This is a genomic window from Thermosynechococcus sp. FA-CM-4201, assembly GCF_054689355.1.
Genome location: NZ_CP079920.1, coordinates 1,568,841 through 1,586,553, shown reverse-complemented (window position 1 = coordinate 1,586,553; position 17,713 = coordinate 1,568,841). Strand labels below are relative to the sequence as shown.

General features: G+C 49.0%; 17 protein-coding genes and 1 tRNA gene. 12 read left to right on the top strand and 6 right to left on the bottom strand.

What is annotated here, in order from left to right; all coding sequences use genetic code 11:
- The first annotated feature begins 232 nt into the window (after positions 1-232).
- The 8 genes from KV190_RS07765 to cobJ all read left to right on the top strand — a co-directional run bounded on the left by KV190_RS07765 (position 233) and on the right by cobJ (position 7,445).
- Positions 233-679, top strand: coding sequence for a hypothetical protein (locus KV190_RS07765; protein WP_460192679.1), 447 nt, complete (start codon positions 233-235; stop codon positions 677-679).
- A 145-nt stretch (positions 680-824) separates the two neighbouring features.
- A complete protein-coding gene (locus KV190_RS07760) occupies positions 825-1,520 on the top strand; it encodes an aldehyde oxygenase (deformylating) (RefSeq protein ID WP_460192678.1) in 696 nt (231 codons plus the stop codon).
- Between the two features lie 44 nt (positions 1,521-1,564).
- A complete protein-coding gene (locus tag KV190_RS07755) occupies positions 1,565-2,593 on the top strand; it encodes a long-chain acyl-[acyl-carrier-protein] reductase (RefSeq protein ID WP_460192677.1) in 1,029 nt (342 codons plus the stop codon).
- A gap of 23 nt (positions 2,594-2,616) precedes the next feature.
- Complete coding sequence (locus KV190_RS07750) at positions 2,617-3,591, top strand: acetyl-CoA carboxylase carboxyltransferase subunit alpha (protein ID WP_460192676.1); 975 nt, start codon at positions 2,617-2,619, stop codon at positions 3,589-3,591.
- Positions 3,588-4,295 (top strand): SDR family oxidoreductase, encoded by a 708-nt coding sequence (locus KV190_RS07745; protein ID WP_460192675.1) that lies wholly within the window; start codon positions 3,588-3,590, stop codon positions 4,293-4,295. The genes KV190_RS07750 and KV190_RS07745 overlap by 4 nt, the downstream gene beginning before the upstream one ends.
- Positions 4,296-4,342: 47 nt before the next feature.
- Positions 4,343-5,017 (top strand): GTP cyclohydrolase I FolE, encoded by a 675-nt coding sequence (folE, locus tag KV190_RS07740; RefSeq protein ID WP_460195252.1) that lies wholly within the window; start codon positions 4,343-4,345, stop codon positions 5,015-5,017.
- An 88-nt stretch (positions 5,018-5,105) separates the two neighbouring features.
- The gene (locus KV190_RS07735) at positions 5,106-5,594 is read left to right on the top strand and encodes a TM2 domain-containing protein (protein WP_460192674.1); all 489 of its coding nucleotides are present in this window, start codon (positions 5,106-5,108) and stop codon (positions 5,592-5,594) included.
- A gap of 3 nt (positions 5,595-5,597) precedes the next feature.
- Positions 5,598-7,445, top strand: a complete 1,848-nt coding sequence (gene cobJ, locus KV190_RS07730) for a precorrin-3B C(17)-methyltransferase (protein ID WP_460192673.1) — start codon at positions 5,598-5,600, stop codon at positions 7,443-7,445.
- Here the strand turns inward: cobJ and KV190_RS07725 are convergent.
- Both KV190_RS07725 and KV190_RS07720 read right to left on the bottom strand, forming a co-directional pair.
- Positions 7,419-7,778: a phage holin family protein gene (locus KV190_RS07725; protein ID WP_460192672.1), complete on the bottom strand. Its 360-nt coding sequence runs from the start codon at positions 7,776-7,778 to the stop codon at positions 7,419-7,421. The two genes, cobJ and KV190_RS07725, sit on opposite strands and share 27 nt — an antisense overlap.
- A gap of 17 nt (positions 7,779-7,795) precedes the next feature.
- Positions 7,796-8,008: a hypothetical protein gene (locus tag KV190_RS07720; RefSeq protein ID WP_460192671.1), complete on the bottom strand. Its 213-nt coding sequence runs from the start codon at positions 8,006-8,008 to the stop codon at positions 7,796-7,798.
- A 141-nt stretch (positions 8,009-8,149) separates the two neighbouring features.
- Between KV190_RS07720 and KV190_RS07715 the strand changes: the two genes are divergently transcribed.
- Together KV190_RS07715 and KV190_RS07710 are read left to right on the top strand one after the other, a co-directional pair.
- A complete protein-coding gene (locus tag KV190_RS07715; protein ID WP_460192670.1) occupies positions 8,150-9,397 on the top strand; it encodes a site-2 protease family protein in 1,248 nt (415 codons plus the stop codon).
- A 150-nt stretch (positions 9,398-9,547) separates the two neighbouring features.
- A complete protein-coding gene (locus tag KV190_RS07710; protein ID WP_460192669.1) occupies positions 9,548-13,255 on the top strand; it encodes an Eco57I restriction-modification methylase domain-containing protein in 3,708 nt (1,235 codons plus the stop codon).
- On the opposite strand, the gene KV190_RS07705 is transcribed toward KV190_RS07710, so the two are convergent.
- The 4 genes from KV190_RS07705 to KV190_RS07690 all read right to left on the bottom strand — a co-directional run bounded on the left by KV190_RS07705 (position 13,245) and on the right by KV190_RS07690 (position 15,164).
- The gene (locus KV190_RS07705; protein ID WP_460192667.1) at positions 13,245-13,820 is read right to left on the bottom strand and encodes a hypothetical protein; all 576 of its coding nucleotides are present in this window, start codon (positions 13,818-13,820) and stop codon (positions 13,245-13,247) included. The two genes, KV190_RS07710 and KV190_RS07705, sit on opposite strands and share 11 nt — an antisense overlap.
- 238 nt (positions 13,821-14,058) lie before the next feature.
- Positions 14,059-14,131, bottom strand: a tRNA-Trp gene (locus tag KV190_RS07700).
- An 8-nt stretch (positions 14,132-14,139) separates the two neighbouring features.
- Entirely contained in the window at positions 14,140-14,502 is a 363-nt protein-coding gene (rplS, locus tag KV190_RS07695) for a 50S ribosomal protein L19 (RefSeq protein ID WP_302677316.1), read from the bottom strand.
- Between the two features lie 65 nt (positions 14,503-14,567).
- Positions 14,568-15,164, bottom strand: coding sequence for a nucleoside triphosphate pyrophosphatase (locus tag KV190_RS07690; protein ID WP_460192666.1), 597 nt, complete (start codon positions 15,162-15,164; stop codon positions 14,568-14,570).
- Positions 15,165-15,277: 113 nt separating this feature from the next.
- On the opposite strand from KV190_RS07690, the gene KV190_RS07685 reads away from it, so the two are divergent.
- A complete protein-coding gene (locus tag KV190_RS07685; RefSeq protein ID WP_460192665.1) occupies positions 15,278-17,254 on the top strand; it encodes an AMP-binding protein in 1,977 nt (658 codons plus the stop codon).
- Positions 17,255-17,259: 5 nt separating this feature from the next.
- The gene (locus tag KV190_RS07680; protein WP_460192664.1) at positions 17,260-17,706 is read left to right on the top strand and encodes a YlqD family protein; all 447 of its coding nucleotides are present in this window, start codon (positions 17,260-17,262) and stop codon (positions 17,704-17,706) included.
- Positions 17,707-17,713: the final 7 nt, after the last annotated feature.

Below are 17,713 nucleotides of genomic sequence, written 5' to 3'. Positions count from 1 at the left end.
TATGCCCTCTAGACTGTGGATTGCGCACCGCAGTGCGTTTAACTCATGCAATCGTTGTAGCCTATCACTTTACCCATTGTATCAATAGGGGCGAGGCATCCGTCTATTACGGACTTCTCTACAAAGAATACAATGGTTAGCTCATCGGTTTTGGAACTGAAAGATACAGTTGCTCGTCCCGTAAGAGGTACATGACTGCCAAAGCACAGTTTAGGAGTGGGAGTTTGCGTTGATGTCCTTTCGCCTGATGACATTCAGCCTGATTTTAGCGTGCGCGTTGACAGGTGTAATTCCAGTGTTGGCACAGACAGAGCCACCGCCACGGGAAAACTTTAATCCCTTTGGGGTGGATAATCCAGTCCTCCAGCGGGCACGGAATTGGGCACGACAGGCGGCAGAGCGAGCCAATGGCGGGTTGAGTCGCTACCGCGCTGAAGCATCCATGTTTGGGCCTGCGAGTCAATCCCCCTACGTGGACAATGGCGATGGCACGTTTACCTTTCGTTTTCTAGGGGGGCCCCCTGCGGAACCGCCAACCATTGAGAGTATCGTCACGGTCAACCCTGACCCCAGCAATCCGATGATTCGCATTGACTACAATGGCCCTATTCAGTCGGTCGCTCCTCCCCCTCAGCCGTTGCCAGAAGTGCCACCCCCAAGCAACATGGGCAGTTTCTAGTGCTATCGGTACATAGAGATTCGCCTATTCAGGAACTCGAAAATCTCTGGCACGCTGCCCCTCGTCAGGGGATCGCTGCTGCGGTATGATAACGGAAGCCCTGCTACCTCATAACCTCTAAAATTTGTGTTTAGGAGAGTTCGCAATGACAACGGCTACCGCTACCCCTGAGTTGGACTACCATAGCGATCGCTACAAGGATGCCTACAGCCGCATCAACGCCATTGTCATTGAAGGTGAACAGGAAGCTTACGATAATTACATTGATTTAGCCAAGCTGCTGCCCGAGCACCAAGAGGAACTCACCCGCCTTGCTAAGATGGAAGCCCGCCACAAAAAGGGGTTTGAGGCCTGTGGTCGCAACCTGAGCGTGACCCCAGATATGGAATTTGCCAAAGCCTTCTTTGAAAAACTGCACGGTAACTTTCAAGCGGCACTGGCAGAGGGGAAAATTGCCACTTGCCTGCTGATTCAAGCGTTGATCATCGAGTGCTTCGCGATCGCGGCCTACAACATCTACATCCCGATGGCCGATCCCTTTGCCCGCAAAATTACCGAGGGTGTGGTTAAGGATGAGTACAGCCACCTCAACTTTGGTGAAATCTGGCTCAAGGAAAACTTTGAGAGCGTCAAAGGGGAACTCGAAGAAGCCAATCGCGCCAACCTGCCCTTGGTCTGGAAAATGCTCAACCAAGTGGAAGCGGATGCCAAAGTGCTCGGCATGGAAAAAGATGCCCTCGTGGAAGACTTCATGATTCAGTACAGTGGTGCCCTAGAAAATATCGGCTTTACCACTCGTGAAATTATGAAGATGTCGGTTTATGGCCTAACTGCGGCATAATGGTGGCTTAACATATCGTTACATTTTAGTCACCGCACGCTTGTATGTTTGGATTAATTGGTCATCTGACGAATCTGGAGCACGCCCAAGCCGTTGCCCACCAGTTAGGGTATCCCGAATACGCTGATCAAGGCTTGGAATTTTGGTGTATGGCACCGCCGCAGATCGTCGATGAGATTACGGTGACGAGCGTAACGGGCAAAACCATCTACGGCAAATACGTCGAGTCCTGCTTCTTGCCGGAAATGCTGGCCAACCAGCGGGTGAAGGCGGCGACGCGCAAAATCATTAACGCCATGGCCCATGCCCAAAAACACGATATTGACATTACGGCGCTGGGGGGCTTCTCCTCGATCATCTTTGAGAACTTTGATCTGGAGAAAATGTCCCACGTTCGCAATATCGAGCTAGACTTTCGCCGCTTTACCACGGGGAATACCCACACCGCCTATATCATCTGCCAACAAATTGAGCAGGCGGCGCCCCAAGTGGGGATTGATTTGCGTCAGGCAACGGTGGCCGTCTGTGGAGCGACGGGGGATATTGGCAGTGCCGTCTGCCGTTGGTTGAATACCTGTTTGGATGTACAGGATCTCTTACTGGTGGCACGGAATCGCGATCGCCTGCTGGAGCTACAGGCGGAATTGGGACGGGGAAAAATTCTAGACCTAATGGATGCCCTACCCCTTGCCGATATTGTGGTTTGGGTGGCCAGTATGCCCAAGGGAGTCGAGCTGAGCGTTGAGCAGTTAAAACGCCCCTCGCTGATGATTGATGGCGGCTACCCCAAAAATATGGGCACCAAAATTCAGCACCCGGAGATTCATGTTCTCAATGGTGGCATTGTCGAGCACGCCCTCGATATTGACTGGAAAATTATGGAAATTGTGAATATGGATGTGCCCTCGCGGCAGATGTTTGCCTGTTTCGCAGAGGCCATGCTTTTAGAGTTTGAGGGCTGGCACACCAATTTCTCTTGGGGGCGCAATCAAATCACGGTGGAAAAGATGCAGCAAATTGGTGAAGTCTCCCGTAAACACGGATTTCAGCCACTACTGTTGAACCCTCAGTAAAACCAAAAGGAACCCAATCGCCTATGGCAAACGAACGTCGCACGCTTCTGTTGGAGTTTGAGAAGCCCCTCGTGGAGCTAGAAGCCCAAATTCAGCAGGTGCGGGATAAGTCTTCGGAGTTTGGCGTTGATGTCTCGGAGCAAATCCGTGAATTGGAAGAGCGCGCCAAGCAACTGCGCTATGAAATTTTCAGTAAGCTGACGCCGGGGCAAACCCTGCAGGTGGCTCGCCATCCACGCCGTCCCAGCACGTTGGATTACATCCAAGCCATTAGTGAAGAGTGGATTGAACTCCATGGCGATCGCCGAGGCAGCGATGATCCGGCTATTGTCGGGGGTATCGGTCGCCTCAATGGTCAACCAGTCGTGATGCTGGGGCAGCAAAAGGGTCGCGACACCAAGGATAATGTGGCTCGCAATTTTGGTATGGCCTCACCGGGGGGCTATCGCAAAGCCCTGCGTCTGATGGAGCACGCCAATCGCTTTCAAATGCCCATCCTCACGTTTATTGATACGCCAGCGGCTTGGGCTGGGGTGGATGCGGAAAAGTTTGGCCAAGGGGAAGCCATTGCTTACAATCTGCGGGAGATGTTTCGCTTTGAGGTGCCGATCATCTGCACCGTGATTGGTGAAGGCGGCTCAGGGGGAGCGTTGGCCATTGGTGTTGGCGATCGCCTGCTAATGTTTGAGCACGCCGTTTATAGTGTGGCACCCCCAGAAGCCTGTGCTGCGATTCTCTGGCGCGATGCCCAAAAGGCGCCCCAAGCAGCGGAAGCGCTGAAAATTACCGCTCGCGACCTGCTGAAGCTGGGAATTATTGATGAAATTGTGCCCGAACCCGTCGGCGCTGCCCATAGCAACCCCGTAGAAGCGGCGGAAAACCTCAAGGCGGCTCTCCTGCGAAATTTGGCGGAAGTGCAAGCCCTCAGCAGCAGTGAACGGCGGGAGTTGCGCTATCAGAAGTTCCGGCGCATGGGCGTCTTTAGTGAAGCGGTATGACCCAACAAGTCTTAATCACGGGAGCCAGTAGTGGCATTGGAGCCGCCACGGCCCTTGCCTTTGCCCAAGCAGGGTTTAATGTGGTGCTGTTGGGGCGATCGCCCGCCAAACTTGCTGCCGTTCATGCCCAAGTGGTGGCCTGTGGGGTTGAAGCCCATACCTTTAGCGTCGACTTTAGCGATCCTGAACCCCTGCGATCGCGCCTTGATGAGATTCTTGCTCGTGTCGGCGATGTCCATGTATTGGTGAATAATGCCGGGATGGCAAGAACCGTGCCCCTGATTGATCAACCCTTGGCGGACTGGCAGCAAATTCTTAACGTCAACCTCACCAGTGCCCTCATCTGCTCCCAAGCGGTACTGCCGCAACTGCGATCCCGCCAGTGCGGTACGATAGTAAACGTTGTTTCAATTGCTGGACGCCAAGTTTTTCCCGATTGGGGCGCCTACTGTGTCTCGAAGTTTGCCCTCATGGCCTTGACCAAAACGATGGCGGCTGAAGAACGCGCCCACGGTATCCGCGTGATTGCCATCTGTCCCGGCGCCGTTGATACCCCCATTTGGGAAGACGTAGCGGGAGACTTTGACCGCACGGGGATGTTAACCCCTGAACACGTTGCTAACACGATTTTGTACACGACTCAATTGCCGCAAACGGCTTTTGTGGAAGAGCTAGTGGTGATGCCCCTTGGCGGAACTCTCTAGGCTCCCTTTGTCCTTCACTTGTCACTCTTTCTATGACAACGTTCAATATGCCCGATTCGATCATTAACGGTAAAGCGACCACGCCGGCAATTCTGCCCGATCGCAACACACACCAAGGCAAAGAAGCGATTCCCCACCCACCCCCCCCAGATGTTGCCAAAGAAGAAATGATGGCCGCAGTGCGCACGATTCTGCTGAATGTGGGTGAAGATCCGGATCGCGAGGGGTTACTGAAAACCCCCAAACGGGTCGCCGAAGCGATGCAATTTCTCACCAGTGGCTATAGTCAATCCCTTGAGACCCTTGTCAACGGCGCGATTTTCGATGAAGGCCACGATGAAATGGTCTTAGTGCGCGACATCAACTTCTTTAGCCTCTGTGAGCATCACATGTTGCCCTTCATTGGCAAAGCCCATGTGGCCTATATTCCCAATCAGCGGGTGATTGGCCTCAGCAAATTGGCACGGATTGTGGAAATGTATGCGCGGCGGTTGCAAGTGCAGGAGCGCCTGACCCGTCAAGTGGCCGAAGCCATTGAAACAGTTCTCGATCCCAAGGGGGTGGCCGTGGTCATGGAAGCCAGCCACATGTGCATGGTGATGCGCGGTGTCCAAAAACCCGGCTCTTGGACGGTGACCAGTTCGATGCTGGGGGTCTTCCGTGAAGATCAAAAGACCCGTGAGGAGTTTCTCAACCTGATTCGCCATCAGCCGAATTTCTAGGACGTATCCTTGGGGGCGATCGCTAGCCCCCGCAGTGGTTCTCAGAAACTTAGGTTAGGATGAGAAGTAGCGGAATCCTTCTGAGATCATGGTGCAAACACTCCACTTTTCCAGTCATCGCCAACGCTGGCAAACACAGCCAAAATTCCTCAAGGTGGGGGTTGCCTATCTGCTGTGGTGCTTGAGCTTTGTGGGTTTCTGTGGCCTGCAACGCTTTTATGTCGGCCAGCCGATTATTGGCTTTTTGTACCTGATCACCTTTGGCTTTTGTGGCATCGGTCAATTCATTGATCTCTTTTTGATTCCGGGGATGGTGGATCACCGCAATACCTACCTGCGGGGGCGTTATCTCACCACCTGGGAGCAAGCCGACTTCAACCCCACGACACCGATGCACCGTTTACTGCAAGTGGCTAAGGAACACGGCGGCGTCCTTTCTGCTGCCCAAGCCGCACTTTATACCCATTTTGACGCTCAAACCGTTGAGGAACTGCTCTTTGAAGCCCAACGGCTAGGGTATGCCACAGTATTTAATGATCCAGAAACGGGCGCCGTGCGCTATCGCTTTGATGTCTAGTTCATGCCACGGTTAGACCAGTTTCAACCCATTGGGGCGATCGCCACCACTGCCCAAGGGCTGGCTCAACTGCAACGTCTTGTGGACACGGGGATTCCCCTCAGCATCTGGGTACCCAGCCATTTAGCATCCACCTACCCTAGGGTACAAACCTACGATCGCCCCCTTGCCGCGCATCTCGAAAACCACTGGTGCCACTATCAGGCTTGGATTTTTGCCTTGGCCTGCGGTGCTGTGGTGCGGTTAATCGCGCCCCTGTTGACCCACAAAAGACAGGATCCAGCGGTCTGCGTTCTTTCTGAGGATGGTCAATGGATCGTGAGTTTGCTAGGCAGTCATGGGGCTGGGGGCGATCGCCTGTGTCAAGTTCTCAGCGCCGCCATTGGTGCGACACCGATTCTCACGGGAGCCAGTCATGCCCAAGGCTACTTTGCTGTGGATATGTGGGGGATGGCCTTGGGTTGGCAACGGGGGGCAGGCGACTGGAATGCGATCGCTAGCCAACAGGCTCAAGGAAAACCGCTGCAAGTGTATCAAACCTGCGGTAGCGCTTTGTGGCGCACGGCTCTCAATTCCGATTGCCCCCTTGAGGTTGTCAGCACTCCACCCCTAGAAAATGCGGTTTGGATTACTGAAAAAGCGGTGCCCGCCTCTTTGACCTCAGGTGTGGCTTGGCATCCACGGGTACTGTGGCTCGGCATTGGCTGTGAACGGGGAACATCAGCAGCGCTGATCCAGCAGGCCATTGATCATACCCTTGCCCAAGCCGGATTAAGCCCGCGGGCGATCGCCGGCCTTGCCAGTATTGATCGCAAAGCTGATGAAGTGGGGTTATGTCAGGTGGCTGAGGCGCAGGATTGGCCTAGCCGCTGGTTTTCCGCTCAAGAATTGGCGCGTGTTGCCGTACCCACCCCCTCAGCGATTGTGGCCGCAGAAATGGGAACGCCCAGTGTGGCTGAAGCCGCAGCCGTGTTGGCCAGTGAGGGGGGGCGTTTAATTGTGCCTAAGCAGATCTACCGTCAAGGGGGGGAACCCGGTGCGGTGACGATCGCCATTGCCCAAGCTGAACGGGAATTCATTCCCCGCCAAGGTTCTCTGAGCCTGATTGGCACTGGTCCGGGAGCCTTGGATCAACTCACCCTCGCAGCCCGTTCTGCCCTTTTGGCCGCCGATATTCTCGTGGGCTATGGGCTTTACTTAGAATTGCTGGCTCCGCTGCGCCGAGCGGGACAGATGGTTGCCGCCTATGCCATTACCCAAGAGCGACAACGTGCCCAAGCAGCGATTGATCTGGCACAGTGGGGACTCAATGTCGCTGTGGTTTCTTCGGGCGACTGTGGCATCTATGGCATGGCGGGTCTGGTGCTCGAGCTATTGGCAGAAGCGGGTATCAGTGATTTACCTGTAGAGGTGTTGCCGGGGGTGAGTGCCGTCAATGCGGCGGCGGCTCGTTTAGGAGCACCCTTGATGCACGATTTTTGTACGATTAGCCTCAGCGATCGCCTGACCCCTTGGCCAGTGATTAAGAAACGCCTACGGGCGGCGGCAGAAGCAGATTTTGTGACTGCCCTTTATAACCCCCGTTCCCGCGATCGCCAGCAGCAATTGGTCGATGCCAAAGCCATTTTCTTAGCATATCGTTCACCGCAAACACCCGTGGCGATCGTCCGTGCCGCCTATCGCCCTGAGGAGCACATCACCCTCACCACCCTTGGGGCATTTGCACCCGAAACAGTGGATATGTTCAGCTTGGTGCTGATTGGCAATGCCAGTACCCGCCGCTTCCATGATTGGCTGATTACCCCTCGCGGCTATTTAGCAACCCTACAGCAAGCCTGCCCGACCCAGTAAACTAAAGCAAACCCCGTTGACAATACTGAGGGCGATCGAGCCAAAAAAGGCACTCCAAAAGCCATTGCGTAGTCTAAAGCCATCCACTAGGGCTGCTGCAAGGGCAAAAATGGCGGCATTGATAATCAGGGCAACCAAGCCAAACGTCAGAAAAATAAAAGGGAAGGCAAAGAATTTTAGGATAGCCCCCAACGTGGCATTCAGCAAGCCAAAAACAATCGCTGACCACAGCGCCGTTGTGAATTTATCAATTTCCACGCCCAAAAACGAGAGGCGCGACACAATAAACAAACTAATACTGGTCACAATCCAAGTAATGAGTAAACCCCACATACGCAGCTCCTCACAAGTTAAAGAACAATCAAAAAGAAGGGCAAGACGGGTACGCCAAAGGTGGCACTGAACCAGTAACTAATTAGGCTGAGGAGAAGGCTCAAGAGCAGTGAGAGACACAATGACCACAGCAAATGGGAGCCAAACTCCTGCAACCCTTGCCAAAAGGAATCAAAGGGCACGTCTAGGACATGACCATTGGCAGACACCAGTACGGGGGCTTGAGACATTGCACCATCCTCTAGCAGCGTTGCCTTTATTTTAGGCCAGAGATGAGAAGGTAACGTTTTGAGACATAAATTCTTGTTAAGGCACGCGTCATCAGAATCTGGGGCGATAATAAATAAAGAGCGCGATGCACTGAGGTCGGCATGGGACAAGGTTGGCAAGTGGGGCGTGTCTTTGGCATTCCCCTCTATATTGATCGGTCGTGGTTTCTGGTGATTCTGCTGTTTACCTTTCTCAATGGCAGTGACTGGCAGGCCACGTACCCACAGTGGGGAGCACTGGTATGGGTGATGGGATTTGTCGTTTCCCTGCTGTTGTTTGCCTCAGTCTTGCTCCATGAATTGGGGCACAGCTTGGTGGCGCGTTCCCAAGGGATTACGGTGCGCTCGATTACCCTCTTCCTCTTTGGCGGCATGGCGGCCATTGAACGGGAATCCAATACCCCCGGTCAAGCCTTTCAGGTGGCGATCGCCGGGCCTTTGGTGAGTTTTGCCCTTTTTGCCCTGTTGCAGGGGGCAGCCGTGGTACTGCCGGGGGATCATCCCTTCCATGAACTCTTGCTTTATCTAGCCAATATCAACTTTGTCTTGGGGGTCTTTAACCTCTTGCCGGGACTTCCCCTCGATGGTGGCCAAGTGCTCAAGGCAGCCGTTTGGAAATTGACAGGCAATCGCTTTCAGGGCATGCGCTGGGCGGCGCGATCGGGACAACTGTTGGGTTGGTTGGCCATTAGCTTTGGGCTGTTTGTGACGCTCCTTGGCAGTGGCAATGGGTTGTGGTTGGGTCTGTTGGGCTGGTTTGCCCTGCAAAATGCCACGCTCTACAATCGCCTTAGCCAACTCCAAGAAGCCTTGGTTAGCCTGACGGCCGCTGATGCCATGACACGGGATTTTCGCGTGATTGAGGGAACGTTATCGCTGCGGGAGTTTGCCGATCGCTATCTCCTACTGGCCGATCGCCAGCCCGCGGCCTACTTTGTCGCCACCGATGGTCGTTACCGGGGCTATTTAGATCCCCAAGCCTTGAACCATGTGGAGCGCAGCCGCTGGGAAGTGACGCCAGTTGAAGAGTTAGCCGTCCCGCTGCGGGCGATCGCCAGCGTCAAAGAAACCGATTCCCTCGCCAAGACAGTTTGCACCCTAGAGGAGCAGCAACAACGCTTTGTTACGGTTCTAACCCCTGCCGATGCCGTGGCGGGCGTCATCGATCGTGGCGATGTCTTGCTGGCTCTGGCCAAACGGTTGCACTGGCAACTGGGGAAACAGGATATTCAACGCCTCAAGCAAGAAAGGCACTATCCCCCTGAACTGCAATTATTGGAACTGGCAAAAACAGCACTGCAATTTCAGGGGAGCGATCGCAGCACACCACTCATTTCTCAAGTTCGCTAAAAATTTTAACAATGGCTACTGCAACGGCGATTGCTAGAGCTGTCATCAACCTATCTCGCCTACTAGATACATTAGGGTTGTGTGCTCCACCCTAACAGATACTAAAGCGTCTGGTCAAGCTTAACTTCAAACAATAAATGGAGTGGCTCAATGCATGAAATGAGATTAAAAAAAGAGATAGAAACATCAATTCAGCGATTTGATACAGACAACTTAGCGGACTGCACCCAAAACCTATTCTACACTTTGGGCTATCGTACAGATAAATCTATCCGCCTTGAAGCTTCTACTCCATCAGCATTTATAGAGCAATTTGGCCAAGGGAAATTAATATGCACAGAAGACTGGCGATTTGTTGATTTAGTATTTCAACTTACCAAAGATGAAATTACTGGTAATGAGCATACTAAGCTAGATTTTGGTAAACAGAGCAGAGTAGATAATACCATCATTGAATCTTATCTATTTATAGCTATTGAATTAGCAGGGAGTCAGCACAGCCGTACTAAACTAGCCACCATCGCCCGTGAAGTAAACAAACTATTTGCGATGCCTGTGATGGTGTTATTTAAGCATGGTCAAACAATTTCCTTAGCAATCATCGATCGAGAGATAAACAAGCGAGATGAATCAAAAGATGTCCTACGCAAAGTTACCCTGATTAAGGATGTTAGTATTGCTAGCCCCTACCGTGCCCACATAGAAATTTTGTTTGACTTATCACTAGGCGAGCTTCACAAAAAATATAAATTCACTAATTTTGTTGAATTACATCGCGCATGGCAAAATACACTCAACATTACAGAATTAAATAAACGGTTTTTCCAAGAAGTTTCTAACTGGTATTTTTGGGCAAGGGAATGTGTCTATTTTCCCGATGATGCACCAAAGGATGAAGAAGGAAAAGACTCTGCTAGTTTGATTAGGTTAATTACCCGCCTAATTTTTATTTGGTTCTTGAAGGAGAAGAAGGGAGAGGATGGTCAGCCACTTATACCTGATGAACTATTTCGAAAAGATTACTTGCAGAACCTAATTGACTTGGATAATGAAAATACCAGCACCTACTACAAAGCCATTCTACAAAACCTCTTTTTTGCCACCCTCAACCAAGAAATGAACAGCCCTACAAAACCTGATAATCGCAGGTTTAGAGGAAAGAGCCAAGACAATGGTCTTGACCATTATTCCATGATCCACAATGTCTATCACTACGAAGACCTATTTCGCAATCCTGCCCAAGCCCTAAATTTATTTGAGTCTATCCCCTTTCTTAATGGTGGCTTGTTTGAATGCCTAGATTATCTTGATCCACAAACTAAAAAACAAGTATACATAGATGGTTTTTCCGATTCCCCTGATAATAAGCTAACAGTACCCAACTATCTTTTCTTTTCTGAAGAACGAACAGTTGATCTCAATCAAGCCTATGGCACCAAAAATAAGAGGTATAAAGTACGGGGATTGATTGACATTTTCAATCGCTATAAGTTCACTATCACTGAAAACACTCCTATAGAAGAGGAAATCGCTCTCGATCCAGAATTATTAAGCAAAGTTTTTGAGAATTTGCTAGCACTATACAACCCTGAAACTAAATTGACAGCTCGTAAACAAACGGGTTCATTTTATACACCTCGTGAAGTAGTGGACTACATGGTTAATCAGTCCTTATTGCTTTATCTTGAAGATAAGATTGCTGATAATCATGGACCACAATGTCGGGAAAAGTTAGAGCAACTGCTGGCCTACAGTTACCCTAATAATCCCTTTGCTGATGATCCAGAGACGACTGATTTAATTATTTCTGCAATTGATAACTTAAAAGTGCTTGACCCCGCAGTAGGTTCAGGGGCATTTCCAATGGGTATTTTGCAAAAGTTAGTTTTTATTTTAGGTAAGTTAGACCCCAATAATGAACGCTGGAAACAGCAACAAAAAGAGAGAGAAATTTTACCCCTATTAAACAATCTTCAGCAGTCAAAAAAAATCAGTTATGAAGAGGCAAGGTTAGCTGCTATCAAGCAACTCCAAGAGAGATTAGCACAAATAGAAGCAGACTTTGCCAATAATGAAGTCGATTATCCCCGCAAACTATTCCTCATCGAGAACTGCATCTACGGTGTGGATATTCAACCCATTGCTGTTCAGATCGCCAAACTTAGATTCTTTATCTCTCTGATTGTGGAGCAAAAGGTAGATGATCATGCCCCTAATCGGGGAATCCTACCCTTACCTAACTTAGAAACTAAGTTTGTTGCAGCAAATACTTTGATAGGGATCAGTGACCAACTCAATTTAAGAAGTCCAGAAGTCATTGCCCTAGAGCAAGAATTAAAAGAAATTCGTAAAAAATACTTTACTGCACGCACACTTGAAACGAAATTGGAGTATCGCCAACGGGACGAGGAAATACGACGAGAAATTACCTGCTTGCTCAAAGAAGTAGCCTTAGAACCTGCCACTGCTGATACTGTAGCTAAATGGAATCCCTACAATCAAAATAGCTCAGCTACTTTTTTTGATCCCAAATGGATGTTTGGAGTTGAAAAGTTTGATATTATCATCAGTAACCCACCTTATGGTGCCAAAATAACTAAAGATGAGTTTAAATATATAGATAAAATATATTACTTAAAAACAAAAGAAACAGCCATACTTTTTTTAGAAAAAGGTAAGCGGTTACTTAACTCACACGGATTATTAGCTTATATAATTCCGAAGTCTTATTCATTTGCTTCAAATTATACTAAAGCAAGAGAACTAACTTTGAATGAATTAATTTTAACTGTGGACTGTGGGAAAGTATTTCAGAATGTACTTCTTGAAGTAATGATTATTATACTTCGTGAAGCGTGTAGATATCAAACATATACTTCTATCTCTTTTAAGAATCTAAACTTTCAAGTTAATTCTATAGTCGATAAATCACTAGTTACAGATTTTGGGTTTATTCTGAATGCAATCACTCCTATAGAAATTAATATTGCTATAAAGATGAAGGAGTCAAACATATATATTAACGATATTGCTACTAACTCTAGAGGTGAGCCATTACAAAAATTTCTTAGTAAAAATGTAGAAGACTACCCTGTGATTGGTGGTAATGAAATTAATAAGTACGGAGTTATTGGAGTAAAGGGTTATGTTAAAAGAAATAATATTCAGTCGGAAAAGGCGTTTATAAGACGGAACTCTGTGTTAGTGCAAAATATTGTTGCTCATACAACTAAACCCGTTGATATAATTAAAATTATTTGTTGTGTTTTACAAGATAAAGACGTTTCTTATGTAATAACTGATACCATAAATCAAATCCAAGTTATAGATGAAGATTACTCAAACTACATATTATGGGCTATTCTAAATTCTCAGATTATCAACTGGTTTACCTATTATTTTATTTTTGGAAAGGCTATTAGAACAATGCATTTTGATAGCCCAGTTACAGCTCGCATTCCAGTACCAAGGATAGATTGTAAGAGTAAGGGAATAATTGAAAGTATTGTAAACTATATTTTGTTACTTAATGAGCAACTTAAAAAACATACTTCACAAGAGACTGAGTCAATACGTAACTTTTTCGAAGAACTGCTTGACCTTGCTGTTATCGAGTTATACCTGCCTGAAGAAATGCATATGGTAAACTTCTATCTCTTAGATTACCTTGCATCTTTCATCTTGCTATCACCGAGTTTGAATGTAGAACTCATTTATTCTGTATATAGGCAGATAATGTGCTCGTTAGGTACTCTGTTAGATGCTTCTAGACTATATGAGACAAATGAGATAGTAAGTTACCTATTAAATATACATAGAATAAAGTATAGAAATGGTCTACTGAATTTCACATGTTAAGCTTAATCTCTTTGATCTTTGTTTGCATGTATGTCATAACATCTTCTGTCTTCTTTACCTCTTTTTGTCCATCGTGAAATATTACATATCTCTCCGTAACACCTTTCAGATTCTTTTCTTCATAGGGATATGATTTTGCAATATCTGGTTTGATCCACACAAATTTCTCTTCTGGTTCTTGGTAATGTAAAACAATCCATATATCTCTTTCAGGGTGATTTTGGATATACTCCAGCTTATCAGGACGAACCCAGTAACCTTCTCCTGCTTTCATCCTTTTTGTTCCAGTAACTTCTAGTGCAATAATTTCTATTTCATTGATTTGCAGGCTTAAATCTGGCTTGCCGCTCTCTTCAGGATGTTCTTTGATAAATTCAGTAGTATTTGCACCAAAGCCTACAAACTCAATCTCAATGCTTGGTACCCTTTGCTGAATTAGTTTAGTCACAGCATCTATTCTCTTTTTCTCTTCTGGCCATGTGTCTTGGTATAGCTTCTTAAATATGTATTTATCATTTTCCTTAATTCCTTCGCAGGTTATTGTGTCACCTTTCTGCAAATTCATAAATTCCCATACCCGCCTTCTAACTGAACAGCAAAATTGTCCATCTATATATACGCGAACTCTGTCCTCACCGTTCTTTCTGTGATACTCAATCTTTGTTATTGTCGGCATACAGAGCCTTACCTACACTCAAAAGACTGAAAGAAAGTTATTTTTTAACTTAGTACGATAGCAAAGCTATGAATATGAGGGCAAATATTCATGAGTTTTACTGATAAGGCTTTGTTAGCTGTTGGAACGCGCCCTGGAGGACTCGAACCCCCGACATCCGGTTTTGGAGACCGACGTTCTACCAACTGAACTAAGGACGCAAGGCTGTTTACAGCGGGCGATCAAACCGTGCTTTGATGCGCGAGGCCTTACCCACGAGGTTGCGCAGGTAGTAGAGTTTGGCACGGCGGACTTTACCTCGCTGGATTACTTTTATACTATCAATTCGTGGCGAATGTAGCAAAAAGACGCGCTCAACGCCCACTCCTTGAAAGACACGGCGCACGGTAATGGTGCGGTTAATGCCCGTGTTGCGCATGGCAATTACATCCCCTTCGTAGGGCTGCACGCGCTCTTTACCGCCTTCTTGAATTTTGACTCCGACCCGAACGCGATCGCCCACATGAATCACGGGCAAGTCAGTCTTCATTTGCTCCGCTTCAATCGAGCGAATAATGTCTTGGGCGTTCATGACAGTTCCTTAACTCGCAATCTCTTAGCATACCCTAAGTATTTAGACTTGTCTAGGCCGATTTTTTATTTCTTACCTTGCACATCGCCAAGGGTGTATCCCAAGCTTAGCAGCATCCGCCGCAGTAGGGGCAAGCTCAAGCCAATGACATTACTAGGAGTACCGACAATTTTCTCGACAAAGGCACCACCTTGGCCATCGAGGGCAAAACAACCCGCACAGGCAAGGGGTTCACCAGAAGCGACATAGGCAGCGATTTCGGCATCGCTAATATCGGCAAAAACGACTTGGGTGGACTCCACCTCAACACGGGTGCGCCCCTGTGCCAAGTCAATCAAGGCATGGCCTGTCAGCAATTCTCCCGTTTGACCGCGCATTTGTTGCCAGCGGGCGATCGCCACCTCTGGCGAGGCCGGTTTACCATGAATTTCGCCGCCAAGAACTAAGACAGAATCACAGCCCAAAATTAAGGCGGGCGCTGCATAACTCTGAGCCACCGTTTCTGCTTTACACCGTGCCAGTAATCGCACCAGTTCTGTCGGTGTTGTTGCCTGAATCACCGACTCATCAAAGTGACTGGGTTGAATGATTGGATCAATACCAATTTGTTGCAGCAGTTGGCGGCGGGCAGGGGAAGCCGAGGCAAGGACAAAGGGCACCATAGCACTATTTGCAAAGTCGCCACTCTTCATGATCTCATATTGAAATTATTAAAGCTGAATGAGGTGTCCTATTGAGGGTTTATTATCTAGGTGTTGCGTCTGGAGCCAAACAAATGACGAGTGCGGCCTACACCTACACTCCCCCCGGCGGACTACCCCAAGATGCGTCCTTACCCGATCACTTTTTGCCCTACAAAACACTCCAGTCGCTGCCGGAAATGTGGCCCCTATTGGCGCAACGTCATGGGGATGTGGTGGCTCTTGATGCCCCCTACGAAGATCCCCCGACGCGCATTACCTACAGTGAACTCTATCAACGCATTCAACGCTTTGCCGCTGGCCTACAAGCGCTGGGTGTTGCTGCCGGCGATCGCGTGGCCTTATTTGCTGACAATAGTCCCCGCTGGCTGATTGCTGATCAAGGCAGTATGATGGCCGGTGCCATTAATGTGGTGCGCAGTGGTACCGCAGAGGCTCAAGAACTTCTCTACATTTTGCGCGACAGTGGTTCAACCTTGCTGCTGATTGAAAACTTGGCCACCTTGCGCAAACTTCAAGAGGGTTTAGTAGAGACAGGGGTGGAAACGGTTGTGCTCCTGAGTGCCGAACCCCCAGAACTGGAGCATTTTCCCCTGCGGCTCTTGAACTTTGGTCAAGTCTTTACGGAAGGCCAATATGGCACAGTGCGGGCAGTAGCCATTACCCCCGATGACTTGGCAACGCTGATGTACACCTCCGGTACCACGGGTCAACCCAAGGGTGTGATGGTCACCCATGGGGGGCTACTGAGTCAAATCGTCAATCTTTGGGCAATTGTGCAACCGCAGGTGGGCGATCGCATCCTCAGTATCTTGCCCATTTGGCATGCCTACGAACGGGTGGCCGAGTACTTTCTCTTTGCCTGTGGCTGTAGCCAAACCTATACGAACCTCCGTCACTTTAAGAATGACTTAAAACGGTGTAAGCCCCACTACATGATTGCCGTACCTCGTATCTGGGAAGGCTTTTATGAAGGGGTGCAAAAGCAACTGCGCGATGCCCCGGCCACAAAGCGGCGTCTTGCCCAGTTTTTCCTCAGTGTTGGCCAGCAATATGTCCTGCAACGGCGACTGCTCACCGGCCTCAGTCTGACCAACCCCCATCCCAGCGGTTGGCAAAAATTTGTTGCCCGTCTGCAAACTTTCTTCCTGAAGCCCCTCTACGAACTCGGGGAGAAGCGTGTCTATAGCAAAATTCGTGAAGCTACGGGCGGTGAGATTAAACAGGTGATTAGTGGTGGCGGTGCCCTTGCCCCCCATTTGGACACATTCTATGAAGTCATCAACCTAGAAGTACTGGTGGGCTATGGCCTCACCGAAACTGCCGTGGTGCTGACCGCTCGCCGTTCTTGGGCGAATCTACGCGGCTCTGCTGGCCGTCCTATTCCCGATACCGCGATTAAGATTGTGGATCCCGAAACTAAAGCCGCCGTTGAGTTTGGTCAAAAGGGACTGGTGATGGCGAAAGGGCCACAGGTGATGCGCGGCTACTACAACAAACCCGAGGCCACTGCCAAGGTGCTGGATGCTGAAGGCTGGTTTGATACAGGTGACTTGGGTTACCTCACCCCCAATGGGGATCTGGTGCTGACGGGGCGGCAGAAGGACACGATTGTTCTCAGCAACGGTGAAAATATTGAACCGCAGCCCATTGAGGATGCCTGTGTGCGCAGTGTCTATATTGATCAAATCATGCTGGTGGGACAAGATCAAAAAGCCCTTGGTGCTCTGATTGTGCCCAATTTAGAGGCTCTGGAGCAGTGGGTGGTTGCCAAGGGGTACCGACTGGAGTTGCCGAACCGACCGGCACCGTCGGGCACGGGTGAACTGGTGACGCTGGAGAGCAAAGTCATTATTGATCTCTACCGCCAAGAACTGCTGCGGGAAGTGCAAAATCGCCCCGGCTATCGCCCAGATGATCGCATTGCCACATTTCGCTTTGTCCTCGAACCCTTTACGATAGAGAATGGTCTTTTGACCCAAACCCTAAAAATTCGCCGTCATGTCGTGAGCGATCGCTACCGCGATATGATTAACGCCATGTTTGAGTAATCTCCATGACAGACCCTATGGATACTAAACTGCTCCTGCGGCGCCAGATTATGGTGAAAGCAATCGTCACTCCCGAGTGGAAAGACGATGCCCAAAGGCAGCTTCAGGCACAACTAAATCAAGTGGATGGCCAAATTCAGCAGTTGGATTTTCAATTGCAGCAAGTGATTGACGAACTGCGCAAAAGTAATGAAGCAGCGGATGTGGTTAATGTCCGCATTCAAGAGGTTCAAGGGCAAGCCAACAACCAAAAGGCGCAACTGTTGCAGCAAAAAAATCTGATTCTTCAACAATTGGATCAGGTGCAACGCCTAGAAATGGGGCAGGAAGTGGATCAAGGTCAAGTGGATAATTTCTTCTATGTCACCAAAGGAGACAACCTGATCCAAAAAATGCAGGTGGAGATTCTCCTGCGCAATGGCGTCATCGAAGAAATTCGCGGGACGCTCTAACTTTTAC

Excerpts from the sequence above, each read along its gene's own strand:
- KV190_RS07750 (WP_460192676.1), top strand. The coding sequence starts at position 2,617 with ATGGCAAACGAACGTCGCACGCTTCTGTTGGAGTTTGAGAAGCCCCTC.
- KV190_RS07715 (WP_460192670.1), top strand. The coding sequence starts at position 8,150 with ATGGGACAAGGTTGGCAAGTGGGGCGTGTCTTTGGCATTCCCCTCTAT.
- KV190_RS07760 (WP_460192678.1), top strand. The coding sequence starts at position 825 with ATGACAACGGCTACCGCTACCCCTGAGTTGGACTACCATAGCGATCGC.
- rplS (WP_302677316.1), bottom strand. The coding sequence starts at position 14,502 with ATGAACGCCCAAGACATTATTCGCTCGATTGAAGCGGAGCAAATGAAG.
- folE (WP_460195252.1), top strand. The coding sequence starts at position 4,343 with ATGCCCGATTCGATCATTAACGGTAAAGCGACCACGCCGGCAATTCTG.
- KV190_RS07735 (WP_460192674.1), top strand. The coding sequence starts at position 5,106 with ATGGTGCAAACACTCCACTTTTCCAGTCATCGCCAACGCTGGCAAACA.
- cobJ (WP_460192673.1), top strand. The coding sequence starts at position 5,598 with ATGCCACGGTTAGACCAGTTTCAACCCATTGGGGCGATCGCCACCACT.
- KV190_RS07765 (WP_460192679.1), top strand. The coding sequence starts at position 233 with ATGTCCTTTCGCCTGATGACATTCAGCCTGATTTTAGCGTGCGCGTTG.
- KV190_RS07690 (WP_460192666.1), bottom strand. The coding sequence starts at position 15,164 with ATGGTGCCCTTTGTCCTTGCCTCGGCTTCCCCTGCCCGCCGCCAACTG.
- KV190_RS07680 (WP_460192664.1), top strand. The coding sequence starts at position 17,260 with ATGACAGACCCTATGGATACTAAACTGCTCCTGCGGCGCCAGATTATG.
- KV190_RS07685 (WP_460192665.1), top strand. The coding sequence starts at position 15,278 with ATGACGAGTGCGGCCTACACCTACACTCCCCCCGGCGGACTACCCCAA.
- KV190_RS07710 (WP_460192669.1), top strand. The coding sequence starts at position 9,548 with ATGCATGAAATGAGATTAAAAAAAGAGATAGAAACATCAATTCAGCGA.
- KV190_RS07725 (WP_460192672.1), bottom strand. The coding sequence starts at position 7,778 with ATGTGGGGTTTACTCATTACTTGGATTGTGACCAGTATTAGTTTGTTT.
- KV190_RS07755 (WP_460192677.1), top strand. The coding sequence starts at position 1,565 with ATGTTTGGATTAATTGGTCATCTGACGAATCTGGAGCACGCCCAAGCC.
- KV190_RS07705 (WP_460192667.1), bottom strand. The coding sequence starts at position 13,820 with ATGAATTTGCAGAAAGGTGACACAATAACCTGCGAAGGAATTAAGGAA.
- KV190_RS07745 (WP_460192675.1), top strand. The coding sequence starts at position 3,588 with ATGACCCAACAAGTCTTAATCACGGGAGCCAGTAGTGGCATTGGAGCC.
- KV190_RS07720 (WP_460192671.1), bottom strand. The coding sequence starts at position 8,008 with ATGTCTCAAGCCCCCGTACTGGTGTCTGCCAATGGTCATGTCCTAGAC.